The sequence below is a fragment of the Rhodococcus sp. DK176 genome (assembly GCF_038447315.2).
GTDB lineage: Bacteria > Actinomycetota > Actinomycetes > Mycobacteriales > Mycobacteriaceae > Rhodococcus_F > Rhodococcus_F jostii_A.
Genome location: NZ_CP118321.2, coordinates 690,835 through 717,445, shown reverse-complemented (window position 1 = coordinate 717,445; position 26,611 = coordinate 690,835). Strand labels below are relative to the sequence as shown.

At 65.2% G+C, this 26,611-nt stretch carries 32 protein-coding genes and 2 pseudogenes; 16 read left to right on the top strand and 18 right to left on the bottom strand.

Annotation, left to right across the window (positions count from 1 at the left end; translation table 11 throughout):
- The first annotated feature begins 319 nt into the window (after positions 1-319).
- Both PSR88_RS03270 and PSR88_RS03265 read left to right on the top strand, forming a co-directional pair.
- Positions 320-463 (top strand): hypothetical protein, encoded by a 144-nt coding sequence (locus PSR88_RS03270; RefSeq protein WP_009473275.1) that lies wholly within the window; start codon positions 320-322, stop codon positions 461-463.
- Between the two features lie 164 nt (positions 464-627).
- Positions 628-906: a hypothetical protein gene (locus PSR88_RS03265; RefSeq protein ID WP_009473274.1), complete on the top strand. Its 279-nt coding sequence runs from the start codon at positions 628-630 to the stop codon at positions 904-906.
- A 526-nt stretch (positions 907-1,432) separates the two neighbouring features.
- Here the strand turns inward: PSR88_RS03265 and PSR88_RS03260 are convergent.
- Positions 1,433-2,032, bottom strand: a complete 600-nt coding sequence (locus PSR88_RS03260; RefSeq protein WP_016880812.1) for a glyoxalase — start codon at positions 2,030-2,032, stop codon at positions 1,433-1,435.
- Between the two features lie 803 nt (positions 2,033-2,835).
- Positions 2,836-3,084, bottom strand: coding sequence for a citrate lyase subunit beta (locus tag PSR88_RS03255; RefSeq protein WP_011593891.1), 249 nt, complete (start codon positions 3,082-3,084; stop codon positions 2,836-2,838).
- Positions 3,085-3,392: 308 nt separating this feature from the next.
- Here PSR88_RS03255 and PSR88_RS03250 point away from each other — a divergent pair, with 308 nt between their 5' ends.
- Together PSR88_RS03250 and PSR88_RS03245 are read left to right on the top strand one after the other, a co-directional pair.
- Entirely contained in the window at positions 3,393-3,791 is a 399-nt protein-coding gene (locus PSR88_RS03250) for a hypothetical protein (RefSeq protein WP_016880813.1), read from the top strand.
- A gap of 360 nt (positions 3,792-4,151) precedes the next feature.
- Positions 4,152-4,601 (top strand): nuclear transport factor 2 family protein, encoded by a 450-nt coding sequence (locus PSR88_RS03245; RefSeq protein ID WP_016880814.1) that lies wholly within the window; start codon positions 4,152-4,154, stop codon positions 4,599-4,601.
- Between the two features lie 320 nt (positions 4,602-4,921).
- Here PSR88_RS03245 and PSR88_RS03240 read toward each other — a convergent pair whose 3' ends face one another.
- The 4 genes from PSR88_RS03240 to PSR88_RS03225 all read right to left on the bottom strand — a co-directional run bounded on the left by PSR88_RS03240 (position 4,922) and on the right by PSR88_RS03225 (position 7,769).
- A complete protein-coding gene (locus tag PSR88_RS03240) occupies positions 4,922-5,389 on the bottom strand; it encodes a hypothetical protein (RefSeq protein WP_011593813.1) in 468 nt (155 codons plus the stop codon).
- Between the two features lie 59 nt (positions 5,390-5,448).
- Positions 5,449-5,658, bottom strand: coding sequence for a glyoxalase (locus PSR88_RS03235; protein ID WP_342338045.1), 210 nt, complete (start codon positions 5,656-5,658; stop codon positions 5,449-5,451).
- 141 nt (positions 5,659-5,799) lie between these two features.
- Entirely contained in the window at positions 5,800-6,096 is a 297-nt protein-coding gene (locus tag PSR88_RS03230) for a hypothetical protein (RefSeq protein WP_016880815.1), read from the bottom strand.
- Between the two features lie 662 nt (positions 6,097-6,758).
- Positions 6,759-7,769, bottom strand: coding sequence for a zinc-dependent alcohol dehydrogenase family protein (locus PSR88_RS03225; protein WP_037196167.1), 1,011 nt, complete (start codon positions 7,767-7,769; stop codon positions 6,759-6,761).
- 369 nt (positions 7,770-8,138) lie between these two features.
- Between PSR88_RS03225 and PSR88_RS03220 the strand changes: the two genes are divergently transcribed.
- The gene (locus PSR88_RS03220) at positions 8,139-8,663 is read left to right on the top strand and encodes a hypothetical protein (protein ID WP_029538216.1); all 525 of its coding nucleotides are present in this window, start codon (positions 8,139-8,141) and stop codon (positions 8,661-8,663) included.
- 65 nt (positions 8,664-8,728) lie between these two features.
- A complete protein-coding gene (locus PSR88_RS03215) occupies positions 8,729-9,277 on the top strand; it encodes an RES domain-containing protein (protein ID WP_237723883.1) in 549 nt (182 codons plus the stop codon).
- An 87-nt stretch (positions 9,278-9,364) separates the two neighbouring features.
- Here the strand turns inward: PSR88_RS03215 and PSR88_RS03210 are convergent, their stop codons facing one another.
- Complete coding sequence (locus tag PSR88_RS03210) at positions 9,365-9,655, bottom strand: DUF4193 domain-containing protein (protein WP_011593883.1); 291 nt, start codon at positions 9,653-9,655, stop codon at positions 9,365-9,367.
- A gap of 490 nt (positions 9,656-10,145) precedes the next feature.
- On the opposite strand from PSR88_RS03210, the gene PSR88_RS03205 reads away from it, so the two are divergent.
- Entirely contained in the window at positions 10,146-10,889 is a 744-nt protein-coding gene (locus PSR88_RS03205; RefSeq protein WP_016880820.1) for a cutinase family protein, read from the top strand.
- A gap of 107 nt (positions 10,890-10,996) precedes the next feature.
- Here the strand turns inward: PSR88_RS03205 and PSR88_RS03200 are convergent.
- Positions 10,997-11,145, bottom strand: a pseudogene (locus tag PSR88_RS03200) (acyl-CoA desaturase); the annotation flags it as partial.
- Complete coding sequence (locus PSR88_RS03195; RefSeq protein WP_016880821.1) at positions 11,142-11,519, bottom strand: nuclear transport factor 2 family protein; 378 nt, start codon at positions 11,517-11,519, stop codon at positions 11,142-11,144. The gene PSR88_RS03195 and the pseudogene PSR88_RS03200, both read right to left, overlap by 4 nt.
- Positions 11,520-11,804: 285 nt before the next feature.
- Between PSR88_RS03195 and PSR88_RS03190 the strand changes: the two genes are divergently transcribed.
- The 5 genes and pseudogenes from PSR88_RS03190 to PSR88_RS03170 all read left to right on the top strand — a co-directional run bounded on the left by PSR88_RS03190 (position 11,805) and on the right by PSR88_RS03170 (position 15,124).
- On the top strand, positions 11,805-12,134 hold the full coding sequence (locus PSR88_RS03190; protein ID WP_337464686.1) for an XRE family transcriptional regulator: 330 nt from the start codon (positions 11,805-11,807) through the stop codon (positions 12,132-12,134).
- Positions 12,135-12,170: 36 nt separating this feature from the next.
- Positions 12,171-12,278, top strand: a pseudogene (locus PSR88_RS03185) (transcriptional regulator); the annotation flags it as partial.
- 73 nt (positions 12,279-12,351) lie between these two features.
- Complete coding sequence (locus PSR88_RS03180) at positions 12,352-12,528, top strand: hypothetical protein (RefSeq protein ID WP_009473252.1); 177 nt, start codon at positions 12,352-12,354, stop codon at positions 12,526-12,528.
- Complete coding sequence (locus tag PSR88_RS03175) at positions 12,519-12,764, top strand: hypothetical protein (RefSeq protein WP_011593877.1); 246 nt, start codon at positions 12,519-12,521, stop codon at positions 12,762-12,764. Before PSR88_RS03180 ends, PSR88_RS03175 begins: the two co-directional genes overlap by 10 nt.
- Positions 12,765-13,057: 293 nt before the next feature.
- A complete protein-coding gene (locus PSR88_RS03170; protein ID WP_016880822.1) occupies positions 13,058-15,124 on the top strand; it encodes an FUSC family protein in 2,067 nt (688 codons plus the stop codon).
- Positions 15,125-15,509: 385 nt separating this feature from the next.
- On the opposite strand, the gene PSR88_RS03165 is transcribed toward PSR88_RS03170, so the two are convergent.
- Entirely contained in the window at positions 15,510-16,037 is a 528-nt protein-coding gene (locus PSR88_RS03165; RefSeq protein ID WP_011593875.1) for a hypothetical protein, read from the bottom strand.
- 1,037 nt (positions 16,038-17,074) lie between these two features.
- Here PSR88_RS03165 and PSR88_RS03160 point away from each other — a divergent pair.
- Both PSR88_RS03160 and PSR88_RS03155 read left to right on the top strand, forming a co-directional pair.
- Positions 17,075-17,947, top strand: coding sequence for an LLM class F420-dependent oxidoreductase (locus tag PSR88_RS03160; protein WP_011593872.1), 873 nt, complete (start codon positions 17,075-17,077; stop codon positions 17,945-17,947).
- 306 nt (positions 17,948-18,253) lie between these two features.
- Positions 18,254-20,494 (top strand): NADP-dependent isocitrate dehydrogenase, encoded by a 2,241-nt coding sequence (locus tag PSR88_RS03155; RefSeq protein WP_009473244.1) that lies wholly within the window; start codon positions 18,254-18,256, stop codon positions 20,492-20,494.
- A gap of 80 nt (positions 20,495-20,574) precedes the next feature.
- Here the strand turns inward: PSR88_RS03155 and PSR88_RS03150 are convergent, their stop codons facing one another.
- The 4 genes from PSR88_RS03150 to PSR88_RS03135 form a co-directional block, all read right to left on the bottom strand.
- Complete coding sequence (locus PSR88_RS03150) at positions 20,575-21,207, bottom strand: hypothetical protein (RefSeq protein WP_029538228.1); 633 nt, start codon at positions 21,205-21,207, stop codon at positions 20,575-20,577.
- 203 nt (positions 21,208-21,410) lie between these two features.
- A complete protein-coding gene (locus PSR88_RS03145) occupies positions 21,411-21,578 on the bottom strand; it encodes a hypothetical protein (RefSeq protein ID WP_016880825.1) in 168 nt (55 codons plus the stop codon).
- A complete protein-coding gene (locus tag PSR88_RS03140) occupies positions 21,571-21,828 on the bottom strand; it encodes a Clp protease N-terminal domain-containing protein (RefSeq protein WP_029538231.1) in 258 nt (85 codons plus the stop codon). The genes PSR88_RS03145 and PSR88_RS03140 overlap by 8 nt, the downstream gene beginning before the upstream one ends.
- A 129-nt stretch (positions 21,829-21,957) precedes the next feature.
- Positions 21,958-22,491 (bottom strand): hypothetical protein, encoded by a 534-nt coding sequence (locus PSR88_RS03135; protein WP_011593869.1) that lies wholly within the window; start codon positions 22,489-22,491, stop codon positions 21,958-21,960.
- Positions 22,492-22,773: 282 nt separating this feature from the next.
- On the opposite strand from PSR88_RS03135, the gene PSR88_RS03130 reads away from it, so the two are divergent.
- Both PSR88_RS03130 and dapA read left to right on the top strand, forming a co-directional pair.
- On the top strand, positions 22,774-22,926 hold the full coding sequence (locus PSR88_RS03130; RefSeq protein ID WP_016880827.1) for a hypothetical protein: 153 nt from the start codon (positions 22,774-22,776) through the stop codon (positions 22,924-22,926).
- 54 nt (positions 22,927-22,980) lie between these two features.
- On the top strand, positions 22,981-23,886 hold the full coding sequence (gene dapA, locus PSR88_RS03125) for a 4-hydroxy-tetrahydrodipicolinate synthase (RefSeq protein WP_009473241.1): 906 nt from the start codon (positions 22,981-22,983) through the stop codon (positions 23,884-23,886).
- A gap of 58 nt (positions 23,887-23,944) precedes the next feature.
- On the opposite strand, the gene PSR88_RS03120 is transcribed toward dapA, so the two are convergent.
- The 4 genes from PSR88_RS03120 to PSR88_RS03105 form a co-directional block, all read right to left on the bottom strand.
- Positions 23,945-24,580 carry a GyrI-like domain-containing protein gene (locus PSR88_RS03120; protein WP_016880828.1) on the bottom strand — a complete coding sequence of 212 codons (636 nt, stop codon included), beginning with the start codon at positions 24,578-24,580 and terminating at the stop codon, positions 23,945-23,947.
- Between the two features lie 187 nt (positions 24,581-24,767).
- Positions 24,768-25,175 carry a YciI family protein gene (locus PSR88_RS03115; RefSeq protein WP_016880829.1) on the bottom strand — a complete coding sequence of 136 codons (408 nt, stop codon included), beginning with the start codon at positions 25,173-25,175 and terminating at the stop codon, positions 24,768-24,770.
- A 181-nt stretch (positions 25,176-25,356) separates the two neighbouring features.
- Positions 25,357-26,061 carry a hypothetical protein gene (locus PSR88_RS03110; protein ID WP_016880830.1) on the bottom strand — a complete coding sequence of 235 codons (705 nt, stop codon included), beginning with the start codon at positions 26,059-26,061 and terminating at the stop codon, positions 25,357-25,359.
- Between the two features lie 96 nt (positions 26,062-26,157).
- Complete coding sequence (locus tag PSR88_RS03105) at positions 26,158-26,538, bottom strand: NAD(P)/FAD-dependent oxidoreductase (protein ID WP_011593864.1); 381 nt, start codon at positions 26,536-26,538, stop codon at positions 26,158-26,160.
- Positions 26,539-26,611 lie beyond the last annotated feature (73 nt).

Genomic DNA, 26,611 nt, shown 5'->3' with positions numbered 1-26,611 from the left:
GCAGTATGTCCGGCCGTCGTTCGGAGCTGTCTGCGGAATCGAGGCACGCGGCGAGTTGCTCGCGGATCATTCGGTGCCTGCGCAGCGTACTGCTCGGTATGCAAAGAACAGGCACAGCGGTGTGACGTAGAACACGGCACATTCTCTCGGGAAGCATGGTGATCGGGAATGAGGTGTGGTTACACCCCTGCATGGGACCCAAAAGCGGGTATGGGTGTGGGTGATTCGGCCGTTGTGCAGGTGTCGACGTCGGACGATTGTGTGTGGTGCACCGTCATCGACGTGGCGGTCGGGAATCTCTGCACATGAAGGAAGAATCGTGATGGCACGGATCAGCAAGAAACTGGGAGCCGATTTACTGGATGCGTTGCGTGTCAGTGTCGTTGGCACCGTGGTGTGTGCCGGACTGGTCATGGGCGTAATCGTCCTGGCGATGTGGAAGTTCCCGATACCGGGTGTGTAGGCACCTGTGGCCTATGGTCCTTCGCCGGTGCCGGTAGGCCGGAGTGCAACACCGGGCGGCGGTTCGGCGATATAGCTGACGGGGGATTGGTTGTGCCCGTGGGGCCGGTGATCGATTTACGGCACCAGTCACGGGCGTCGTGTGGTGTGGAAGGAAGAATGGGAATGCTCGGGACGAGTACGGGTGCGATGGTTGGCCTACTGGTGATTGCGCTGCTGGTGGTCCCCGTCTCGTTCGCTGTGGCGGCACGGGCGGATGCGAAGGCCCGCCGCCTCTCGGGGCCGCAGCCTTCCGACGCGGACATGGGGCGATCGGTCGCGGTCGCGGAAGTGGCTGGTCGGTGCGATCAGTGGCGGCAGCTCGCAACGCGGGCGTGGCTGATCTGCGGCGGAGCCTCGCTGGTCGCAGTCGTGGTTGTGGGTGTACTCATCTGTATCGGGTGAGGACGGCGCAGACCGGGACCGCGCGAACTCTGGTTCGGGCTATCCAGCTTCCGTGTCTCCGGAGCCTCTCGACTGCCGTGGCATGCGCGTCCTGGAATCGTCCGGGAGTGCGGTGAACCCCTCGGTGAGCCGAAGCGGCCCGGTCGGAGTGTTCTCCGCTCCGGCCGGGCCTCGCCGGGACGTGGAACAAGCCGCCGCCGCGCTCTCCATCGGACGACCGGGTCCGCGCCGGTGCGCCTGGGTGGTTTGCCTTGGCCAATGTCTTCTCGGGCGTCGGAGATTGCATCGGCGATTTGTACTCGGTCTGTAGTGGCGCGAGGAAATGGTAAATCGGCCGGTCGGTCGCATTGCGGGTATGTGATCCACGCCACATGTGTTTTTCCGTGTCGACCGAACTGGATGCGTGGTGGCACCTGCCGTCGCGCGCTTCCGGTGGAAAGGCTTGGGGTGGTCGGTGTCGGCGGCCTGGACCGGTGACGACAAGCACCGGTTCCAGGTCGCGCCCGCACCCGAGAACTTCTCCGATTCACACTGTGTGCCAGGTGAAGCCGTCGGGGTCGGTGAAGGGTTCCGCGTCGCCGCCGATGACGATCCGGTGGGCGCCCGTGCCGTCGGGGGAGACGCCGGCGTCCTTCGCGAGGGCGCGGTGCCCGTAGAGCGCGAGCGTGACGTTCGGGCCGGTGGCGAACTCGACGTACTTGCGACCGAAGCTTCTCGTCACTTCCAGCCCGTGGTCGAGGTAGAACTGCTTGCTGGCTTTGACGTCTTCGACGCCGAGCAGCAGGACGAGGTCGTCGATGTGCCGGGTCGCCGGCCCGGTGTTCTTCTTCGACGATGTCGCGACCTTCCAGAGCGCTCCGTCGGGGCCCTGCACGACACCGCCGTACCCCCACAGGCTTTTCTTGACTGGTTTGACTGTGGTTCCGCCATTTTCGAGGGCAGCCCCGATGTAGGCGTCGACAATGTTCGGCTGGGACACGACGAGCGAGAGGGTGTAACCGCGGAAGCCGGTGGTCGGTGCGTCCGTGTCGCGGGCACTGATGTATGCGTCGACGCCTAGGGCGGCGAGGAAGACTTTCGCGGTGGTGGGGTCGGGGGATTCGAGGGCGAGGGATTCGATGTTCATGCGAGTGACGTTAATGCCGCACGTGAGTAGTCGCTTCTCGATTCCTGATCAGTCTGAGCTCGATGGTTACTCTGTGCGTGACGTAGGCGTAGCCAGCTTGCGCGACTGCTGGACGGGCACGCTCGGGGGTGGGAGCACTTCGGGGGCGTCGTGATCGAATTACTTGAAAGATGCTGCGGGATGGCACATTACGAATTCGATCGGTGCCCACCTCGACGAAGTGACGACCGAAGCGGAAGTCGCGTACCTGCGGACCCTTCTCGAACTCGGCAGGTCCCACCCCTTGGTCGCTCGAGATCGGGCAAGCTCTCACCCGGGTGCGCCACGACCAGCAAGATGATGCCGGCGACGATCGCCGGCTTCACGGGCGACCGCCGATGTCCCGGCCTATTCAGGTCCCTGAACAGTGCGGAAGTGCTCTTGGCGTGCTGCACGGAGTGCCGGGGCGGCGAAGGCCCGGTGTACGAATGCACTCAGTCGTCGCGGGGTACCGGAAGATGTAACGCATCTGCGTGTGAATCAGATCACATGTGTGCGTGGTTGCTGGAAACCACGCGACCGCTCACGGCGGCGCCCCCACAAAGCGACGAAGGCAGAATTCTCATGGCGACACCCTCGACTCCGACGATTTCCGTGTCCGCACCTAGAACTCTGAGGCGGACCAGCGCGATGAGCACCGCCGAAATCAAGGCGAGAATCGAAGCTATGTACGCCGACGATCGCCGACCGGACACTCCGACTGCTCGCTGACATAGTACCGAGCGGGGGAGCGCAAGGGCGAGCGGGTCGGAGCCGATTCCGGGTCACACCGGTAGTTCACCTACCCCGAACGCCAGTCGTGCGGTGGCGTCGGCGTCGGCGATGGCGCGGCTGTGGTCCAGCCCGGCAGCGACCCCGTCTTCGAGGTCGAGGATCATCGCGTCCGTTCTCACCTGCTCGGCGTGGGCGAATCGGTGCGGCTTGTCGGCCGGGACCAGCCGCCACGACCGGGCGGCGGCCGCGCCGATCCGGGCGGGCTGCCGGGTGGCCGGGTAAGTGGTGGATGTGGTCATCGGATTCCTTCTGCGCCTGTTCGGCGACCTCACCGAGAGACGCGGTACCGGTTTCCGGGGCCCAGGCCCAGCAGATGAGGCCACCGAGAGTCAACACGACGACGCACGCGATCAGCGCCACGTTGACGTCGTACTAGGCCACGACGATCGGGAGCAGGAAGGTGCTGGCGGCGGAGCCGATGCGGCTTGCGGCGACTGCGATTCCGAGCCTCGGCCCGCACCTGGTCTCAGCACGACGGTTGTCGGTGGCTACTGCGGAGGTTACTCGACGACGCCACCTTGTTGCGGTTGGCGATATTGTCCTCATCATGACTGCGCGCGTCGATATTTCGCTGCTTCTCGCGTCCGCCCGGATCGGCGTCGGCGTGCTGCTCATCGCGGCGCCGACCGTCGTGTTGCCTCGCGAGGACGCCGGCAACGGTACGAACGCCCTGCTGATGCGGACGGTCGGGGTCCGCGACCTCGTCCTCGGTGGGGGTGCGGTTCTCGCCCGGATGCGGGGCCGGCGCGACGAGTTCCGCCGCTGGGCGGGGGCCGGGCTCGCCAGTGACACCGGCGACCTCCTGGTGGGGATCTGCAGCGCCCGCCTGATCGGACGGTCCGGTGCGATCAAGGCCGTCGCGGTAGTGGCTCCGTGGGTGGCCGCCGGCGCTGCCGACCTGGTCAGAGGACCGCACTCGCCGGATGCGGTCCCGCGGACAAGTTAGACACCCCGCGCATTCGTGGCCTGCGAGCCCTTCTGCCCCTGGCCACCTCGAACCCCACACGCTGGTTCTCGTCTGCTCGACATCACTGCGACCTCCCGACTTTGCCGCCAGTCGTTCATCGATCAGCGATCAGTCATTGAATGGGCGTTGTGACGACCTCTTCGGCAAGCCGCTGCAGACGGGGCGGATCAGGGTCGCGCGCGCAGCGGGAGGAATTCCATGACCTCGGCATTGACGTGACGAGGTCGAGGTTCGATGGCTTACTCGCGAAGCCGCAGCTGGGCGGGCATCGAAGTCGTCCTCGAGTCGTACGGTTGGGGCCTTGGAAGAAAATGGCGTGCTCCTTTGGAGGGACTTCCCATGACCACCGATCTCGAATCACGAATTCGCCTGCTCGAAGACCGCGCCCTCATCAGCGAGCGGGTCATCAAATACGCGATGGCCGTGGACCGTGCCGACTGGGAGATGTTCGCCGACTGCTTCACCGATCCCGTGCACGCCGACTACTCCGAGAACGGGATGCCTGCAGCAGATTTCGCCCGTGACGACTTGGTCGGCATTGTTCGCGAGGCGCTCGGCAGTTACACGGCAACTCAGCACCTCAGCACCAACCACGTCATCGAGTTCGATGAAAACGATTCCGACCGGGCGCTCTGCTACTCGTATATGTACGCGCAGCACTACCGCGAGGGCGCCGAGGGAGGGTTCTTCCTGCGGCGAGGCTCGTACACCAACTACATGCTCCGCACATCGGATGGCTCGCGTATCGAGAGTCTGACCCAGCACGTCAGCTGGTCCGACGGCGAATAGACACCGTCATGGAAGCCACGGAACGCTTACCGACGGAGCGGGCAGGATCTAGGAGACCCTGCAGATGTACCCCCTGTGTCCAGCGTCGCCCCCTGCCGTGGACACCTGGGCCCCACCGTCACCCTGAACTGTCGGTGTTGCGACGACCGATAGATTCCAAGCCCCCGGGTGCTGGGACACATCGCGTTCTCAGCGGCTGCCGTGTCGGGGTCAATCCCGGCAGCACAAGAGTGATCGACAAAACGATCCAGCTGGCCGAAGGCCAGACCCTGAACGCCGCCGGGCGCCGGGGTTTGCGGTGCTCGACGGCGCCCTCTGGGTTAGGTGTTGTTTGCCGTTCGTGGGGTGTGGTTGCGGGCTTCGATGGCGGCGATGGTGTTGTCGAACGCCTTTCCCAGGACGCGGGTGCCGAAGACGCCGAGCACGGCTGCGAGTGCTCGTCCTTTGAGGTTTTTGCCGTCGCGGACCACGACGGCGTCGATGTCGGTGGTGCCGTCGGGGCGCGGGGTGAGGGTGTAGGTGTGGCCGGAGTTGCCGCCCCACAGGTTGGAGTCGGTGGTCGTCATGACGATGCGGTGGGGGTCGGTCCAGTCGTAGTGCAGGCGTTCCCAGGCCCCGCCGGAGCCTTCGGTGACGTCGGCGTGGGTGGTGTCGAGTTCGTGTACCTGGAGGTGGTCGTCGGCGCTGTTGCCGAAGATCGCCTGGCGGCCGGGCCCGAAGTCGGTGAGTGCGTCGAGGAATTGTTCCGGTGTGGCGGTGGTGGTCTGGTGCAGGTGGATCGTGGACATGACGTTCTCCTTGGTGGGTGGTGCCGGGGTGGGGGGTCGGTCGATGGTGTGGAGGGCGGTTAGAGGGGCGGCTCCGTCCCCGCCTGTTCGGCGACCATGTAGGCGGCGTACCAGTCGGGCCAGTTCGGATCCGCGGCGCCGGTGCGCGTTTCGTGTTGACCGTGGGCGGTCGCGGCGCGAATCAGCGCGCTGGTCAGGTCGGCGGTGCTGCCGAATGTTGTTGCCGTGGTGGTGACCGCCTCGGTGGAGGGGGGTTCGATGGTGTTCATGGTTGCCTTCTCGCGGGGTCTCGAAATACGCGGGGGATGTCGGGTGCGGGCCGTCATCCCAGGTTTGGGGAAGAGCTGTGCGCGGTTCGGTTCCCCTGGGTGTTGGGCGGCCGGGTTGCGCGACAGCGGGGTGCTGCTGTTTCAGCCGTCGAGCAGGATCTGGTCGAGGCCGATGGTGTCGGCGCGGCGGTCCTGCCGCTGGTCACGCTGACGGTCGTGCTGGTGTTGCTGTTGCATGTCGTTGTCGCGGTCGAGTGGGCTGTCGTGGGTGACGGCGGCGGCGGGCTGCGCGGCGTTCGGCGGTGCGGTGGTGGCGTTGGCGGCGGCGACCGGGACGAGGCCGAGTGCGGCGGTCGCGGCGGCGGCGGTGGCGAGTCGCTTCCAGGGGGAGGTGCTGGTGGCGGGGTGGGTGTTCGGGTGGAGCTGTGTGGTGCTCATGGTGATCGGTGGTCCTCATTCGGGTGCCGCGGGCCCAGCGTCTGCGGCTATTCGAACGGTGTCGGGGAGGGCCGGAAGTGTTACGCCGACCGAACCCCGGATTGATGTGACCTGCGTCACTGCTGGAAGGGTTGCTGGATCTCCCGGGTCGACGGCACGAAGTCGCTCGTTGCACTTTCGTAGCGGCGACCCCCACCGCCGGAGCCGGCGACTGCGGCGGATCGGGATCGATGTAGCACCGTCGTCCTGATCGTTCCTGCGGTCCATCTGTTGCTGTGCGCGGAGATCCCTGAGAAGCGGCGCTCGTCAGCCTGCGCCTGCGCGGATTACGCGACTGAGTCGAGGGTGGATCGGTGGGATCGACGGCGTGGTGCGAAAGGTCGTCGACAGGTGACTTGGGAAAGGGGCGAGGAACCGGAAGGCTGAGGCGCGAGACGTGACTCCCACTCGGCCAACGCTCCGGCCAGTGGTCCCAGATCGTGTGCATCCCGAGTCGCACACGTGAACGTGCCACCGGTGAGCGCCCCGGGACGGAGATCTTCAACGGACGGTCCTACGGCTTTCCGCCGGCTCGGGGTACGTGTGCCCGGCGCGCCCTCCCGGGCCGCCGCCCCGCCCGTGAGGTGGGCCGCGCCTACTCGTCGAAGGGCAGCGTCTGCCTCCTACCGTTCGAATACCAGCAACGGCTTTCCCCCGTGTTGGGGGGCTTCGGCCAGATAGACGGCTTCGCTGAAATTTTCGACGGGGATCGGCCGGCCCTCGGGCACGCGCAGCGCGCCGCTGTCGGCGAGCTGAACTGTCCGGTCGATTGCTGCGGCCATCCGTTCCCTCGGGGTCTCGGTGAGCCAGCGGAACAGCCAGAATCCCCGAACGGTCTTGGTTTCGTAGATCAGTGAACGCGCGAAGATCGGGATGGTGAGTTTGTCGGGATCGGTTTGGCGATGCGTGGACAGCGCACCGTAGACGACCAGCTCACCATTCGGGGCGAGCGCACGCGACACGTCCGCACCTACCTGACCGCCGACACAGTCGATCGCCTTGGCCACGCCGTCGTGGCCCGCAATGTCGGCCACCCGTTCGCGCAGGTCTTCATCCTCCGTGCAGATCACCGCGGTGCCCCCCAGCGCGAGGATGTCCTCGACAGCGGATCGACGACGGACCACGTTGAGGGTCTTGAAGCCGACGTACGCCCCGAGTTGGACGACCGACTGGCCCACGGTTGAACCGGCCGCGGTCTGTAGGAGCCATTCACCCGGTCGAACATCGAGCTCATCAGCGGTCAAGATCACGGCGGTGAGCGGATTGGCGAGAATCTGGGCGGCCGTGGACTCGCTCATGCCGGCGGGAACAGGCAAGACCCGCCCGGCATCGGCGATGACATACTCCTGCCACGTGCCCGTGACTCCGATCGTGATGGCGCGTTGCCCGACGGTTAGACCGACTGTGCCGCTACCGAGTTCGTCGATCACACCGACGGATTCGATTCCGGGCACGGTGGGGAACTCCGGGGTGAATCCGTATCTGCCGCGGATTGTATGCAGATCGCTGGCATGGACAGGTACTGCTGTCACCCGGATCCGGACCTGGCCGGGACCGGGCTCCGGAAGCGGGCGGGTCTGCAGGTGCAGAACCTCGGACGGTTCGCCCAACATGTCGGCAACGACAGACCTCATGGTTGTCATCTTCCTGGCGCTCCTTCATTCGGATTCAGATCTCACACGGTTCCGTGTCCATGGCGTCGGCCTCGCCGTTAGACGGCCAAGATTCGAATCAGCGCGGCCCACTTCCAGCCTTACTAGCTCTCATGCTGCCACCGCGGCCGAGTTGTCGGGGGTCTAGACCTCGGACCGCCCGGCGCTCTGCAGCCTCGCAGGAGCGCCGGCCACGCCGCTCACGGACTCGACCGAACGCTGAGCGGCGGTGTTCGAGATCGAAACCGATCGTGCATGTGCACCGGGACCGCTCGGACTCTGGTTGACGCGGTTGACCCAGAGGGTCATCATTGTGGTTGACAAGGTTGACGCGAAGGGTGGGTAGTGGTGATGACGTCGCTGGTGGAGCAGGAGAAGCAATTGATGGAGGAGCTCTCGCGGCGGGTGCACCGTACGTTCGCTGCGGCGGCAGCGGCCGGTGTGCCCACCGATGCGTTCGCGGACGTGCAGGCGATCGCGGATGCGATGTCGGCCGCGCTTCCCACCCATCATGTCTATGACCAGGTCGTGGGCCCGTTCTACGACACGGCCGGCCTGACTCGGTGGTGGAGTGTCAGTCGGCAGGCGGTGAGCAAGAAGGTCGCTACCAACGCGGTGATCGCGTGCCAACTCGAGGAGGGGCAATGGGTCTATCCGGTGTGGCAGTTCACCAGCAGTGGCACGGTGGACCCGGCGCTGGTGCAGGTGTGGCGTGTCCTGCGTGCGGGGGCGGACCCGTGGACGTGTGCGCTGTGGCTGCGGGCACCGCAGGATGCGTTCGGCGGTAAGACCGCGGTGGGCTGGTTGGCCGAGGGTGGCCGGGTCGACCCGGTCCTGGCAGCGGCCCGTGCGGACGTGCAGCGGTGGGCGGCGTGACCCGGGAGGGCGTTGCCCCACGAGCGCCCGGACGACGCACACTTACCGGGTTTCCTGGTTGGCGATTGACCGGGAGGAGGCAGGTCAAGCGGGGTCACCGGGTCTCGAATGGGCCGTGGTGGTTCTCCTCGTCCGGTAGCGGACGCTTCGATCTGTTCGCGCCGCGGGGTACTTGCTACGTCGGATTCGATGAGACGACGGCAATCCGGGAGACGGTGGGGGAGGCGTTGGCATCGCTCGGGGTGATCGCCCACGACTTCGCGGCCGAGCGGGCACTGTCGACTCTGCGGGTACCGGGCACCCATGACCTTGCGGACACCTGTACTGACGCGGCTGCCGCGTTCGGGCTCACCCGCGAGTTGTGTTCGATGACTCCGTACGACGTTCCCCGGGCATGGGCGACGGCGTTCGATGTCGAGTTCGACGGCATCCGGTACCAGACGCGGTTCACCACGGGAGGGGCGGCGAATGCGGCCGCGGTATTCGGTCCGGCCGGTGAGGTGTCCTGGCCGGTGGATCCCCGCCCGGAGTCTTTCGCGGCGGCGGCGAGGCGTTGCGGTATTGCGGTACAGCCGCTTCCGCGGTCGGTCCGGATCCTCGACCCGCCGACCTGACCATCCTGGCCGGCGCTCGATGGGCGATGTGCGTCGAAGCCGGACACATCAGCCGTTGGAGGCGGGGTGTCGGATGTGCGGACGTTCTCAGGCGCAGTCCCGGCAGATCAGCTCCCGATCGTCGGCGAGGCGGCTGCGGTGATGGACCAGAAAGCAACTGGTGCACGTGAATTCGTCCGACTGTTTCGGGATGACGCGGACGGTGAATTCTTCGCCGGACAGGTCGGCGCCGGGCAGCTCGAAGGACTCGGCGGTGTCGGTGTCCTCGACGTCCACGACCGGAGACTGGGTGGCTTTCCGGCTGGCGGTCAGCTGTTCGAGGGATGAGTCCGTCTCGTCGGATTCGGTGACTCTCGGTGCGTCGTAGTCGGTGGCCATAGTTGTTCTACCTCGTGCTCTGCGTGTTCGGACCCGCCAGGTTAGAGGATCCGGTGCCGCAACACGCTCCCGGGGTCGCCCGTGAGGTGGGGACGTCGTGTGTGGTGCGCTCGCTCTCGGACGGCCACCGTGCCGATGCGAATGCGTTGTTGTAACGAAGCGGGCCGGAAGTTCGGTGTACCTGACGCCTCCATCTCCTCTGGGTTCAACCGGCCTTGGAAGGCGTTGGTGTGCCGGTCCGCTGGTTATTGTCTGCCAATGTCATTCGCCTAGACGGCAGTGTGGACGTTGCAGCAACGCAATACTTTTGGCCGGGTGCAAATAGGTTGTGCGGGCACTTGACCCTGTAGTTCTGGCAATCCGATCGACTGGGATGGCTGAGCATTCGACGGACCTTCCACACCTGCTTCAACCCTCAATTCTCATCGCGTTCGAGATGCGGTGATCGACCTGTCGGGGGAGAAAAATATCCCGGGGTCGGTAATGAAGCATGATCGCGTCCGGTATTGAATGTACTGTTTACCTCATGGCGACACGCACGCTCGCTCGATTCCTGTACACGGCGGTGCTGACGTTTGCAGCGCTGCTCGGCGTACCCGTCGAATCCCCGCCCGCATCCGCCCAGCCGTGTCCCGATGTCGAGGTGGCGTTCGCCCGGGGTACCGATCAACCGGATGGCGTGGGCATCACAGGACTCTCATTCGTCGAATCGCTTCGTTTGTTCGCGGGCGCGCGGTCCATCGGGGTGTACGCCGTCAACTACCCTGCCGCTAGCAATTTTGATGACAGGCAAGCGTTTCTCCACACCTTCGTCGACGGGATGCGGGACATGCATTCTCGGATTCAGTTCATGGCGACAAGCTGCCCGAACACAAGGATGGTGGTCGGCGGTTACTCTCAGGGCGCGGCTGTGGCAGGGTTCGTCACCGCGGACGGAAATCCAGCCGGATTACCTACCGAGCTAGGCCTACCGGGGCCGTTGTCGCCGGATGTGGCGAGCCACGTCGCCGCGGTCGTCTTCTTCGGAAAACCCTCGGATCGGTTTATGCATGATGCAGGCAGTCCGCCGATCGTTGTCGGGCCGCTGTTCGGGCCCAAGACAATCGATTTGTGCGCTCCCGGCGACAACATCTGCGATGGGGCCCCTCTGGGACGCCCCAATGTCGCGCACGCGTTGTATCCCGCGAACGGGATGACTATCGCGGCTGCACAGTTCGCCGCCGCTCGCCTCTAGCCGGTCCGCGTGCCTGGCGCATCGCCTCATTGAGGATCGGGCTGGCGCTCGCCGGCCGCGCCGGAGCCGACTCGCGACAGTGAGGTCGGACGCAGCACACCGACACGGTCGTTCATCCAGTCCCATTGCCCGTGCATCACGTTGTGCCCGAGCTCCATGTTCTCGATGCTCTCGACAACGAGAGCATCCCGGTGCCCAGCACCCACAGTGAGCGCTCGCGGGAGCCGAAGAGCATCGCGCGGCCGCTGAGTCTCAGCTGGTCGGGACTGTCGGCGGGACCGGCGCCGAGGACGGCTCCTGCGGCGGCTGCTGCTGGGTGGGTTTGGGACTGTCCGAAACGTTCCTCGAATTTCGAGGATGTCCCGTGACGGTGGCGTTCGCCGTTTGTCGCGGGTCCGCCGAGCAGGGCACCACCCGGCGGCTCGACACGGCCTGCTGGGGCCGCTTGCCATACCCGAGCGCCTCGACGATCTTCCCGTCGCGGACGCGCATGAGATTCACTCCCCGATAGTTCTCGGTGCCGGTGATCCTCCAGCGGAAGACGGCTCGGTCGCCGTCGATGTCGACGTGCTCGACCGTGAACCTGATGGCGGGATCGGAGGCCAATCCCTGCCAGCGCGCGCGAGGCATTCGTCGTAGCCCGTCCCTCGGTTGCCGTCGGGCTCCGGGCCGGTGCCCTCCATCCCGCAGTCGGGGGCGATGAGGTCGATGAGTTTGTCGGGTGCCCGTTCGAGGAACGCGGCGTTGTATTGATCGATGACTGCTGCTGTGTCGGTCATGGCCGTATCGTCTGCCGCGGAGTCACTGCCGGCAACTCCCTGGAAGTAATGGCATCGACCCCCGGGGGTGAGCGAAGATTGATCGGTGATGACGCGGTTTCCGAGTGAGTTCCGGCGCTGGCGAACGGCCCGCCGGATGAGTCAGCTGGATCTCGCGCTTCGGGCGGCCACCACCCAGCGGCACGGGAGCTTCATCGAACAGGGCCGCTCCCGCCCGGGTCGGGGCATGGTGTTGCGGCTGGCGAAGTCGATGGAGCTCACGCTGCGGGAGCGCAACGAGATGCTCCTCGCTGCCGGCTTCGCCCCAGCGTTCCCGGAATCACCGCTCGACGACGAGGCGCTCCGCCCGGTTCGCCAGGCGCTGGAGACAATTCTCGATGGTCATCTCCCGTACCCGGCGATGGTCGTGCGGCCCCACGGCATCATCCTCGTCACCGCCAACCGGGCGTTCGAGATGTTCTACTAAGACGTCGACCCCGCGTTGCTCGCGCCACCGGTCAACGTGTTCCGCCTGGCCCTGCACCCCGATGGGAACGCGCCCCGGGTGCGCAACCTGCCGGAGTGGGGCCGGCACATCACCGAGCACCTGCGGGCTCAGCTGGCGCAGAGCCCCGACCCGGCGTTGGAGGCGCTGCTCGCCGAGCTCGAGTCCTACCTTTCCGCCGCTGCCCGAGGGGGCCGAGGTGCTGGGCTTCGCGGTGCCGTTGGAGCTGGGCTCGGCCGATGGCGACCTCCGGCTCATCACGACGCTCACGTCGTTCGCGACCGCCGCCGACGTGACGCTCGCCGAGCTGCACCTCGAGGCGTTCCTGCCCGCTGACCACGGCACCGCCGAGGTGCTGCGCCGCCGATGGGGGTGACGATCGACGATGCCCGGGCGATCGCCGCCACGTTGCCTCGTTCCTATGAGGCGCTCGTACGCGACGAGGTGAGATTCCGGGTCGGACGCCTGGTCTACGCGGCGTTCTACCAGGACGACACGATCATGGGTTTCGGCTTCCCCCGGGAAGAGCGGGTGGCGCTGGTGGCCTCGGAGCCCGATAAGTTCCTCATGTCCCGCCCCTCCGACATGCGGTACCGGTGGGTGAATGGCTGAGACTCGCATGGAGGAGGTGACACGGCGCAGCGTAGGACGGTTCATTGCTTGTCCAAGCGTCGTTCGCCGGCCGGGTTTGCTCTTCCTCGAAGGCGCGGTAGATCTCGAAGAGATCGGTGGCGATGTCTTCCGAGACTGACCGCGATAGGTAAGACGCGAATACGTACCGAATCAACCTACAGTGCATAGGATTAACGGTCGACAGGAAGTACTTCGGGGAGATATCGCAGAGCACCACGATGTGTAGGGGTGTCATGACGGATGCGCGGGTGCCGAAGGCGCACAATCGGTGAATGGCTTTTCGGTTCGTACAGGAGACTGTCCGTTTTCTCGCGGTCTCCGATCCCGGCAGGCTGCGGCTCCGTGCCGCAACCGCCACGACGATCACCGTCGTGCTCGCGATGGTGGTGCTGTTACCGGGTTCCGACGTGATCGGTCAGCCACTCACCGTCGCGCTGCTCGGGACGGTCGTCGCGATGCAGTCCTCGGCGGCGGTCAAGGACAGGGATCAGCACAGCAGGGTGATCACGACACTGCTGCTCGTGTTCCCGGCAATCGCAGCGGTGTCGATGTCCGCGGTGCTGTCACAGTTCGGGAAGGTCGCCGATGTGGGTTTCATCGCGGTGCTCTTCGCGGCCGTCTGGGTGCGGCGCTACGGCCCGCGAGGGACGGCTCTCGGGATGGTCGCGTTCATCTGCTACTTCTTCGCGCTCTTCCTTCGGGCCGAGCCTGGGCAGATTCCCATCCTCGCCGTGTCCGTCGTCGCCGGCGTCGGAATCTCGCTCCTCGTCCGTACGGTGATCCTGCCGGACCGGCCCGGGCTCGAACTCAAACGGTTGGTTCGGGCGCTGCGGGCCGCGTCGATCGACGTGCTGGAGGTGGCGCTGAACAGGGGTGATCGGAATCTCGATCTACTCCGCAAGAAACTCGATCGGCTCGGAAGCACCGCGCTGATGATCGACGACTGGCTCGACCGCAACGATGCAGCTCGGCTCCTGAGCGTCACGAATGATGATCTGTCCGTTCGCATCTTCGATGCGCAAATCGCTACCGAACAACTCGTCAGCGCGCTGTGGGCGCTCGACCCGAACAAGTCGTGGCCGAATTCGCTGGGGCAGGCGACCACGGCATTGGGATCGTGCCTGCAGAACAATCCGTCGGACGACCAACTCCGCGCTGCCCGACGCCTCGCCGCTGCGGCCGCAGACAAGTCCGATCCATCGACTCAGGCGGGTATCGCGACCGCCGTCGCGATGCGAGCAGTGCAGGCACACATCGCGATCCATCACATCACCAACAATGCCCTGCGAACAGATTCCGAGCCGAGGAAGAAGCCGGACGAGGACGAAGAAACGGACACCGGATGGAATCCGAGCACCAAAGCGGCGATCCAGGTAGCCGTCGCGACCAGCGCTGCAACGATTCTCGGTGAGCTCATCTCGCCCGACCGCTGGTACTGGGCGGTCCTGACGGCCTTCCTCGTTTTCACCGGAGCGTCTACCCGCGGTGAGATTCTCTCGCGCGCAGGCCACCGCGTGGTCGGCACCATCGCGGGAGTTCTTGCAGGAGTGGTGCTGTCCGCGGTGGTCGGAAACAACCAGCCGTTGCAGCTGCTCTTGCTCGTCGTCTGCGTATTCTTCGCGTTCTACCTCGTCACGGTCGCCTACGCATTGCTCTCCTTCTTCGTCACGGTCATGCTTGCGATGCTGTACGGACTGCTCGGCACATTCAGCATCGAGGTACTCGAACTGCGCATCTACGAAACGGCGGCCGGGGGACTGGTCGGAATAGCGGCGGCGTACTTCATCTTCTCCACCGGAACGAGATCGACGATGATCTCGAAGATCGACGACTACCTCGATCAGATGAGTGTCATCATCGACACCGCTATCGGAGCCGTCGTCCAACCAGGCCACGAGACTGACCTCGTCGCCGACATCCGGAAGCTGGACAACGCGCTGAAGGACCTTGTCACGGCGGGCAAACCCTTGGAAATGGGACCGACGACGCGGACTCGCCGGGGAGCGAAACGGTTGTTGCGGATCATGACGGTCAGCAATCGGTCGTCTCATGCACTCGCCCGAGCAGGGGTAAGCGCCTCCCGCGGCGAACCGGACAGCGAACCGTCGCAGGAGACCACGAAGGCATTGCGCCAAGCATCCCATGTCACCAAGGCAACCATCGCCGACGTCAAACGCGCACTCGCCGGCGAGCACGTAGAGCCTCCAGAGAAACTCACCGAAACCTCGGCACCCGACGTCATGCTGCAGTCGACCACCACGCCGGGGCCGGTTCGCAGTGCCGTCCGCTCGCTCAGCACCCTCAACCGCACGATGGGGGAGGCATTGACGCGTGTCTGATGGCTCGTACATATTCCCGAGCGAAGCACAAAGCAAGCCGGTCGAAGGGGGAAGCCTGTCGAAGTCCGGCGCTGACCCGCAATGGTGGGCTGTCTTCGCGAGGAGGGCGGGAGCTCGATTACCCATCGGCGGTGCGTACGATGGCGCAGCTCGTGTGGCTCAATCACGGCAAAGAATCGGTCGCGCCGGATCATTGGCGCATGTTTCGGTCACGCCGACCTCGGATGCGACTCGGCCGCATCGATTGCGGCACCGCCCACGGCGGTGATGCGAGCGAAGCGCTCTGCTGTTCCCGATCCCGCGGCACCGCCGGGCCAATGGGTGAACACAACAGGCCCCTATGGGTGACCACCCCCGATGTCGGGGGTGGTACAGGCGTCTGTGCCTATGAACTGCTGCCGAATGGTCCGGGAGGCGGCGCGACGGGGTAGGCCGCGACGTCCATGATCACCGAGCCCTCGCACGGGCCGCTGTCGATATCGGTACGCCAGGAACCGGTCAGCGTCCCGTCTGGTTGCGGTGTGTAGTACGCAACCGAGTGCGCCGGTGCCCACACCTTCGGCACCCCCTCGCCTTGGTAGCAGTCCCACTCCCAGTCGTAGGTGTGGACCCAGCTGGTCCCGTCCCAGGTGTACTGCGGCGGCAGCGGCAGTGTCGGGTTGGCTGGCGTGGGCCCATCGGTCACGGTGGCCACGCAGGTGTCGTCCGCGCAACTGGTCTCGAATGTGTACGTATCGGCGAAGTCGGGCTCCCACTGCCGCGCGGCCAAGCTCGTGCCGTCCTTCGTCGCAGCGAAGCGCTTCACGGAGTACTCGCCCGACCAGGACGGCTGCGTCGGTGCCGCCCCCGCGGGCATGGCCGCGACAACTGTTCCGGACGCTATCAACGCGACTACCAGCAGTGATTTGCGCATGACGAGATTGAATCACAGGTGTCGGCGGTGTACGGGGTGATAGGCGGCTCGGGTCTGTCGTAGGTGAATGCAAGGATGGGTGCATGAGTTCTTATGGATGGCGACGCCCGCTTCGGCGGGCGAGGGATGCGGTGCTCCAATCGCCGCCCCGGTCCGTCCTCATTCGGGGGTAGCGGGCCGGGGCGCATGAGCGCTGAAAGGCACTGCCTTGTCCCGTACCGATGCACATTCTCCTGTTTGGGTTCGCCTTCGCCGTGGCGAACTTGCCGTTGAACCGTGGCACGCCGACTGCCATGACGTCTGCGACCTCCCTGAGCGGTTTCAGGGAGGTCGGGCCTGGTTGCCCGCGACGAAGTGCTTCTGGGCCTTCGCGTACACGGGCACCGGGATTTGCTCGTGCTCGCTGTGCCACGACGGTGAGGGTCATGCTCGTGATCTCCGTCGCGAGCGTCGCCGTACTGTCCGTCGTCTCGTGGACAGGCGTGTCCGGTGGGGTGCCGGTGACACTTCGGCTTTCGACGACGTCGTTGTCCCGCATCGCAGACGGGATTGGTGGAAGTGATCACTAGGCGCAGGCGTGTTCAGTGCTGGTGTCGGCGCAGGTCTGGACGCAGCCCGGACGGGTGTTAGTCGTTGGCGCGCAGCGATTTCGAGTGATCGGCTCGAGTGTATCCGTATCCAGCACTGTGCTGCAGTCAGAAGCCGGTGTGTGGGCGGCGAGTGCGACAACGCGGTGGGCTCGATCACGAGAATCGGTCGAACAGGGCGCGGATCGCTCGACATTCTTCCGATACGGTCGAATTCGCCTGCAGGTGGACGCCATTCGGGGTGGTCGCTAGGAGGAGATCCTTGTGGACAAGAGATCCAGTTCGCCCCTCATCCGTGCAACTCGCTGCGAGAGTACAAGACCGAGCACGTCGCACACCTCGGACCGTCCACAGCCACAGGACTCCGAGACCCTCTACCAGGCGATCGGCAGGCCAAGGTGGTATCGACGATCCCTGGGTAGTCGTAGCCGACAAGCCTAACGTGGAGCTATGGAACTTGGACTGCACATCGCCGACTTCACCTTTCCGGACGGACCGTCGACCCTCGCGCACGACTTGTCTCGCATTGCCGTCACCGCCGAGGACGTGGGTTTCGCCAAGATCAGCGTCATGGATCACCTCTGGCAGATCGAACCGGTAGGACCGATCGATACCGAGATGCTCGAGGCTTACACCACTCTCGGCTACCTCGCTGCCGTCACGAAGAAGGTGGATTTGCTGGCCTGGGTCACCGCCACTGTCTACCGCGAGCCAGGCCTTCTCGCCAAGGCTGTGACCACGCTCGACGTCCTGTCCAAGGGGCGGGCGTACCTGGGAATCGGCGCCGCCTGGAACGAGGACGAGAGTGTGGGACTCGGGCTCCACTTCCCGCCCACGGCCGAACGCTTCGAACGACTGGAGGAAACACTGCAGATCTGCCTGCAGATGTGGAGCGAGAACGACGGACCGTTCGAGGGAAAGCACTACCAGCTCGGCCGCACGATGAATGTGCCGCAGCCGCTACGGCGCCCACACCCGCCGATTCTGATCGGCGGCGGGGGTGAGAAGAAGACGCTTCGGCTGGTCGCGCAGTACGCACAGGCCTGCAACCTGTTCGGGGGACCCGAGGTCGCGCACAAGCTGGAGGTGTTGAAGAGCCACTGCGACGCTCTCGGAACCGACTACGACGCCATCGAGAAGACCGTGATGTTCCCACTCCACCCGGGTGCGGGCGGACAGAACGTGGACACACTGTTGGGTCAGCTCGAGGACTTGTCGAAGCTGGGAGTCACCCACGTCCACGGATGGGTACCGGACGTCGCGTCGATCACGCCCCTCGAACTCTTGGGCGACCGCGTCGTTCCGGTGATCGCGGACTGGTGATCCGTCCGACGTACGGATCGCCGGATCCGGTCGTCCGCGGTTGCGCCGCCCGGCCTCGGTGGAGCGCATGGTGGGGAAGGTCCGGCGGTGGTGGGGTCGGTGATCGCTGCCGGAAATGAGGTGAACGCGATCGATGCGCACTTGACCGCGGAGTGTTCGCATGGTGAACCAAATGGTCGCAGTGAATCCAAATAGGGCGCTTGAATATGCTCTGATGATGTCGCACCTAACCTGGATTCGACGCGAGACCGATAGCCTCACGAGGAGCCTATCGACCTCGGAACGAACTGACGCGGGAGAACAACCATGAGCGCCGATAAGCATCCAACCATCATCTACACGCTGACCGACGAGGCGCCGTTACTCGCGACCTACGCCTTCCTGCCGATCGTGCGCACCTTCGCCGGTGCCGCGGGCATCGAGGTCGAGTCCAGCGACATCTCGGTACCGGCGCGGATCCTGGCCGAGTTCCCCGACCGCCTCACCGAAGAGCAGCGCGTCCCGGACAACCTTGCCGAGCTGGGTCGGCTGACGCAACTGCCCGAGACCAACATCATCAAACTGCCGAACATCAGCGCGTCTGTGCCGCAGCTCCTGGCCGCCATCAAGGAACTGCAGGGCAAGGGCTACCAGATTCCGGACTTTCCGGAAGCCCCCAAGACCGACGAGGAACGCGATATCCGGCAGCGCTACGGCAGGATCCTCGGCAGCGCGGTCAACCCGGTCCTGCGTGAGGGCAACTCCGACCGCCGCGCACCCCGGGCGGTGAAGGAGTACGTCCGCAAGCACCCGCACAGCATGGGTGAATGGTCGATGGCCTCGCGCAGCCACGTCGCGCACATGCGGCACGGCGACTTCTACCACGGCGAGAAGTCGATGACACTGGACCGGCAGCGCACGGTCCGGATGGAGTTGGTGACCAAGAGCGGCGAGACGATCGTTCTCAAGGAGGGGCTCGCCCTCGGCGAGGGCGACATCATGGACAGCATGTTCATGAGCAAGAAGGCCTTGCTCGACTTCTACGAGGAGCAGATGGAGGATGCGCGAAAGACGGGCGTGATGTTCTCCCTCCACGTCAAGGCGACGATGATGAAGGTCTCGCACCCCATCGTCTTCGGTCACGCGGTGAAGACCTTCTACAAGGACGCCTTCGCCAAACATCAGAAGCTGTTCGACGAATTGGGCGTCAACGTCAACAACGGCCTCGTCGACCTGTACGACAAGATCGAGACGCTGCCCAGCACGCAGCGCGAGGAGATCATTCAGGACCTGCACGACTGCCATGAGCACCGTCCGGAGTTGGCCATGGTCGACTCCGCCCGCGGCATCTCGAACTTCCATTCGCCCAGCGACGTCATCGTGGACGCCTCGATGCCCGCGATGATCCGCTCGGGCGGCATGATGTATGGCGCCGACGGGCGACTCAAGGATGCCAAGGCGGTAATGCCGGAGTCCACGTTCGCGCGTATCTACCAGGAGATCATCAACTTCTGTAAGACCAACGGCGCGTTCGACCCGACGACCATGGGCACCGTCCCCAACGTCGGGCTCATGGCGCAGAAGGCCGAGGAGTACGGCTCGCACGACAAGACCTTCGAGATTCCGGAGGACGGCGACGCCAACTTCGTGGATGTCGAGACCGGTGAGGTTCTGCTCACCCAGCAGGTCGAGGCGGGTGACATCTGGCGCATGTGCACCGTCAAGGACGCGCCGATCCGCGACTGGGTCAAGCTCGCGGTCACCCGGGCACGCAACTCCGGCATGCCGGTGCTGTTCTGGCTCGACCCGTACCGCCCGCACGAGAACGAGCTGATCAAGAAGGTCGAGCTGTACCTGCAGGATCACGACACGGAGGGCCTCGACATCCAGATCATGTCGCAGGTGCGCTCGATGCGGTACACGCTGGAGCGGCTGATCCGCGGGATGGACACCATCGCCGCGACCGGCAACATCCTGCGTGACTACCTCACCGACCTGTTCCCGATCCTGGAACTCGGCACGAGCGCCAAGATGCTGTCGATCGTGCCGCTGATGGCCGGCGGTGGCATGTACGAGACGGGTGCCGGTGGGTCGGCGCCCAAGCACGTCAAGCAGCTGGTGGAGGAGAATCACCTGCGATGGGATTCGCTCGGTGAGTTCCTGGCGCTGGCCGTCAGCTTCGAGGACCTCGGCATCAAGACCGGCAACGAGCACGCCAAGATCCTGGCCAAGACGCTCGACGCGGCGACCGGCAAGCTGCTGGACGAGAACAAGAACCCGTCGCGCAAGACCGGCGAGCTCGACAACCGGGGCAGCCAGTTCTACCTCGCGTTGTACTGGGCACAGGAACTCGCCGCGCAGACCGAGGACAAGGAACTGGCGGAACGTTTCGCCACGCTTGCCGAGGCGTTGACCGAAAACGAGGAGACCATCGTGCGGGAGCTCATCGAGGTGCAGGGCTCGCCGGTTGACATCGGCGGCTACTACCAGCCGGACAGCGAGAAGGCCGACGCCGTGATGAGGCCGAGCAAGACATTGAACACCACGCTGGCGGCCGCGCAACAGTGAGCACGAACCGCTGATCCGCCGGTTCGGGAACTGTGCACGGGTCGAACACTGGTGCGGGGCAGGGCCCTGGCCCTTGTGGGTCAGGGCCGCCCCTCCAGCGACCCTGTGACCGCCAGGTCGTCGAGCAGCCCCAAAAATGCTCGGGCACAGGGGAGGTCGGCAGTGGCCCCCGCCACGGTGGGCCAGTCGACCTGCTCGCGCAATGCGCGGGCGACGGGCAGCATCGGCACGAAATCGCACCGATGGGAACCGAGATGACGGAGTTTGTCGATCATGAGATCGGTTCCGCTGAGGACCGGTGCCCAGATCTGCCCGATCCGCATCGTCTCGGCCCGTTCGAGGAGTCCCTCCCCGGTCCCGGTGGTAGAGGCCGGATACAGCAGGATGACCCGGAGGTCACCGCCGACGACCTGCCGTGACCCGAGTCGGGATGAAACGATGGACCGCATCCCACCCGCAGCCAACGCGGTCCTCGCCTCAGTCAGGTGATTGTCCGAGGCGATGATGGTCACCTGGTGCTCGGCCGGCGGTCCGCCGCGGGCGTAGACGGCGCAGTCCCCGCCGACCGCGAACGCCCCGTGGGCGGTCGAGAGGATGTTCACGGCCCGCCCCAGCGTCCGCATCAGCTGGGCTTCGCGGGCCGCGACTATCCGAACGGTGGGGTACTCCCCCGCCCGTGGGGAACACCGGCGCGGCGGATGCTCGGTGGTCATGACCGGTGGATACCCGGCGTCGCAGACCTCAACCGTGCGATGGGTCATCTCGCTTCACGGAGTGCGGCCACGGGAAGTAGATCGACGGATCTTCGTGAGGGGCGCGCCGAGTATTGGCTTGCGCGCTTGTCACCGCAGGTGGCGATAGCGTTCCTGCCGATGGCTACGTCGGTGGCGCGGTTCTTCGCCCTCCACCGAAGCTGCTAGTCGGATTGGTTGAGGGCGTCCATGATGCGGTCGTGAATCCAGGTTTCGAGGTTCTGGCCGGCGGGGTGGGCGCGGGTGTACTCGTCGTCTGAACCGGATGGGGATGCGGTGGGCGGGCCCAGCGTGGGTTGCTGGGCAAGTTCGTGCTGTAGGTGCTCACGCATCTCGCTGATGCTGATGGGTGAGAGGTCGGTGAGGATCTGAGCGGGTGCCGGTCCTGGCGGTGTCGAGTTTGCCGCGGATAGCCGGTGCGGTGACACCCCAGGCGGTCAGTGCTGCCGCTGCGGGGCCGCCGCCATCGAGGATCCCGGCGAGTAGGTGTTCGGTGCCGAGGAAGTCGTGGTGGTGTGCGCGGGCGATGTCGGCGGCGAGGACGACCACTTGGCGGGCTTGATCGGAAAATCTCTCGAACATAATTGATCACTCGTGACGGATGGGAGTGGGTTCACTGGATCGGTGAATGTGTGGAGAGGTGGCAGGTTCCCGGGCGGCCCCGTCCCCGTCTGCTCCGCGTTCGGGTGTGTTGTGTTGTGCTGATGGGGGTTAGCTGCCGAAGATGGTGCCGAGGTCGTCGAGGTTGAGGGTGTCGCCGGCGGCAGGGGGTGCGGGATCCTCGCCGGCAACGGTGACGACCGTGGACGCTTGTTGCACGATGAACTCCGTGCCGGGCCATTGTGCCAGGTAGTCCTCGATTCCGGGGAAGTCGGAGATCCACATGGCCGGGTCGGTATCGGTGCGCGAGCAAGAGGCCAGTGCGACGTAGGAGCCGTCCGGAACGTCGATCACCGACTGGGTCGTCGTCCCCGGTTGAATCTCGCCTGTCTCGTACAGTGATTGACCGGCGCTGAGGACGTCGCGAAGGGGCGGCAGCACGCCGTCTGGTGCCGGTGCGAGGGAAGTTCCGCAGCCGATGGTGGTGCCGCTGCTGTTGGTGATGGTGTTGGTGACGGTCGATCCGTCAACGGTGAAGGCGAAGGTGACGTCGGTGGTTTCGGCCGCTGATGCCGGCGCGGCCGCTGCGACTGCCAGTGGGATGGTGGCCACGGCAAGGAGGGTGGTACGGGCGATCATGGGCATGCGGTGTCCTATTCGTCAGGGCAATGAGTAGTGATGTGTGCATCCTGCAGGAGAAACCGACCGATTGGCATTGTTTCCGCGAGTTTTGTTGAACCGGGGGACTTCGATGCTGTTGACGGTCATCGCCGTCGGTCTCCGATCCCGCAGGGGACGTGATGCCGGTCTTGAATGGCTCATGGGCTCTGCACAATTCGAAGACACTCCGGCGGTCTTGAAATTGGGACGGACTGCGGGACGCATTACTGGGTTACCCCGTGCGGGTTTCCTGGAGACTGGTCAGTCATGACCGATCAGCTGCACGCCGACCTCACAGAACGTCTGGGCCGGGCTGTCGCCCGTGCCGCCAGGGATGGTGACCCCCTGTTCGGCACCGTCGAGGTCACCATTGCCGAGTTGGCTGAGCTACTCGAACGCCGAGTCCCTCCCGGTGAATGACCGGGGGAGATCTGGTCTGGGTTGACGCGCGTTCGTCGCGCATACACTAGGGCGATGACCGATTCGTCAGCGCCGGTGGCTCCGTTCGGGCGCGTTCTTACAGCGATGGCTACGGCGTTCACCGTGGATGGCGAGATCGATGAGGAGGCGACTGCTCGGATCGCCGTACATCTGGTCGATCATGGGCACGACGGCCTTGTGGTCTCGGGGACGACCGGTGAGGCGGCCACGACTACCACCGCCGAGGACGGTCGGATCTTGCAAGTGGTCAAGGATGCGGTGGGCGACCGCGCGAAGATCGTTGCCGGGGTGGGAACGAACGACACACGGCACACGCTGGAATTGGCGAGGCAGGCTGTCATGCACGGTGCTGACGGGCTGCTGCTGGTGACGCCGTACTACAACAAACCGAGCCAGGGCGGTGTACTGCAGCACTTTCGGTATGTAGTGGAGGCAGTCGATGCTCCTGTCATGGTCTACGACATTCCCAGCCGGGCCGGTACCAAGCTGGCGCCGTCGACGTTCGAGACGATGGCGGAATGGCCGTCCGTGGTGGCGGTGAAGGATGCCGCTGGAGACCCCACTCAGGCGATCATGTTGCGCGAATTGGGCTATGCGGTCTACTCGGGAGACGACAGCCTCACCCTGGGGTTCCTGGCGTATGGGGCCTGCGGGGTTGTCTCTGTTCTCGGGCACGTGGCAGGCGACGAGATCCGCACGATGATCGACGCCTTCGTGTCGGGGGACGTCGAAACCGCACGGGAGATCAATGCCCGCCTGCAGCCGGCGTTGCGTGCGGTCATGGGTGTCCCCAATTACGGCGCGACGACGGTCAAGGGGGCACTGCAGTTGCTCGGTGTGCTCCAGAACAGAATCGTGCGGTCCCCGCTCCTTGCCCTCGACGACGGCGAGTACGAGGCGTTGCGGACGGGGCTGCACGCGTCGGGGTTACTGCACTGACAAAGCGGAGTATGCCGGAAGTGCGTCACGTGCTGATGGTTGTCAGGCGTGGTGGTTGTCAGGCGCCGGAGGCGGCGTGGGTGGTGATTGGTTGTCTGAGGATGGTGCGCTGCTTCTCGGGCGCGATCCTGCGGAAGTCGTTGAGGTAGATCTCGTGGTGCTTGCCGGACACACATAGTCCGTTGCTCGGGATGAAATCGTCGTGCAGTTGTGCGAGCACGGATGCTTCGTCGTCGAAGGAGCCGGCGTGCAGTGTCTGCACACACCGCCCTTCGCTCAGATCCGCGAGTCGGACGTCGTCGAGGCGTACCGGGCGGTTCTTGGCACCGACCTGGTCGACAGCGGTGGTGAACATGGCCTGGTCGACCCAGTTCGGGGTCATGATCATCATCGTCCAGTCCCATCGCGACTTGTCCCGCACCGTGGTGAAGGAGTCCATGTCGTCTGCCCACCACAACCCCTCGAGCGGAGGGACGACATAGTCGCGGCCGAGGTCGCGCTTGCTGGCGAATTTCAGCTTGTACGCGAGGGGGTAGAGAGCTTCGACGGCGTCGCTGAATGCCGGTGAGGTGTTGGGGTCGCCGTGACCGTCGATCATGAGGTATTGCAGGTCGGGCACATCCACGATCCGGAACTCGCCGCGTGGTGCCTGGTAGGCGGCGAGGGTCTTCTTGAAGTCGGTCTTGTCCGTCATCGGGCACCTGGACTCGCGTAGCGAGCCACCACCTTTCTGCCTCCGAGAGGCTCGATGAATAGAAGAACATCTCATGCGTCGGTTGCGGGGTGCGGTTCCGTCTCGCACCGCCTCGGCCGCCGTGGGGTGGAGTCCGCGGCGGCCGAGGATCGGCGAGCACCTTCGGGGTACTGGCCGGAGGAGGGGGTCAGTCAGCGATGGTGGGCGGCTCGGTGAGGAAAGGGCGTACTTCGAGCCACTCATGGATCGGTTTCCCTCCCGCCCCTGGAGCAGCGGAGAGCTCTCCTGCCAGCTCGATGGCGCGTTCGTAGCTGTCGACGTCGATCATCATCCAGCCGGCGATGAGGTCCTTGGTCTCGGCGAAGGGGCCGTCGGTGACCGGTGGGCGACCCTCGCCGTCGTAGCGGACGAACATTCCGTCGGGGGCGAGCGCTTGACCGTCGACGAACTCGCCGCTGCCTTCGAGTCGGTCCGCGAAGTCTTGCATGTACTGGATGTGGGCCGAGATCTCCTCCGGCGTCCACTGGTCCATCGGCACGTCGTTGACCGCAGCCGGGGCGCCGCGGTAGTGCTCGAGCAGAAGATACTTGGCCATTGTGTTTCTCCTCGGTGGTGGTGCGGCCCATTGTGGTCGCGTTCATTGTGGAGACGGAGCCGGTCGGGATTTCTCGACATGCCGCCCGAAGAGTTTTTTCGGGTCTCGTCCGAACCCGGGGTCGGGGGCTGGTAGTTGCGGTATCCGGGCGTGTCGTGCACAGCGCTCGCGGCGCACCTCGTCACAGTGTCGGCCGGTCCAGCGGCCGTGGGAGTGGCGCGAGTGCGCCGGCGTCCCGTAGTCGGCCGTACACGCGAAAGATCGTGTCGATGTCGCCCGGTGCTGCAATGTGCAGAAGCACGCCGCCGTCCAGCGTGTCCTGACGGACCGCCTCCGGGCCGTCGGGTACCAGGACGGCGCGGGCCGCGGACAGATAGCCGAACCGGCCGACGACAGGATCGCCGACGGTGAACCCGGCGTCGTCTTCGAGGGCATCGAGAATGTCGTCGTCGCTCACGTCACCGAAGTCCGGTTCCCACACCGACGCAAGCATTGCGAGTAATTCGGATTCGGGGACGACGGTGCCTTCGGGCGCGTCGACCGCCATCACCAGCGACTGCAGGAGAAACTGCGGGACACCACCCGCCACGCCGGACAATTCGACCGCCCACCCGTCCGCACCGGTGTGTATCAGCCGCAATCCGGTTCCCGTCAGATCCGACCACGCTTCAGCGCGCTGCGCGTCCAGGAGTACCGCTGTCAGGTCGTTCGGCGAACAGGTGGTGTCCGGTCCCGACGTGTGAACCTGCCGCCACTCGCCTCGCACCGGTGGCGCGGCCGCCGGCAGCAGTTCCGTGACGTGCTCCAACGTCTGCCGCCACCGTCCTGCCAGCGTTTCGACCGGCTCCGGCCGCGGCCCCCAGAAGGCCCGTACGACGCGTCGCATTCGAATACGTCCTCCCCCTCGCGATCCCTACGGTCATCCGTGCGTCCCGGGCGGGATCAGCGTCCGCAACGAACCGTGGTGCACCTGATTCTGTCATCAGATGCGTCCTGCCAACTGGAAAGGAAGCATCGCTTCCAGGATTCGACGGGTGGTAACCATGTCGGCGATCCCCTCAGCTGTGGCAGGTGCCAGCGTGACACCCAACATGCCGTGGCCGGCGGCAAGGTAGAGGCCGCGGTGACCGGGAACCGGGCCGATGAACGGCAAGCTGTCGGGTGTGGCGGGTCGTAATCCGGCTCTACCGGACCGAATTTCGACCTTCGTGTCGGGGGTCCATCCTGCCAAGTACGGGTGTACCCGGTCCACGAGGCGTCGGATCCGTCGCTCGGGGACCCGTTCGTCGCGGGCAGGTAGTTCGAATACGCCGGCGATGCGTATCGCGTCGTGGTACGGGCTCAGTCCCAGCTTGGGTTCCATCAGGTACAGCGCATGGCGTGGGGAAGTGCCGGCTCCCCGGACGTCGATCTCCGAGGATCGTGGTTCAGGTGTG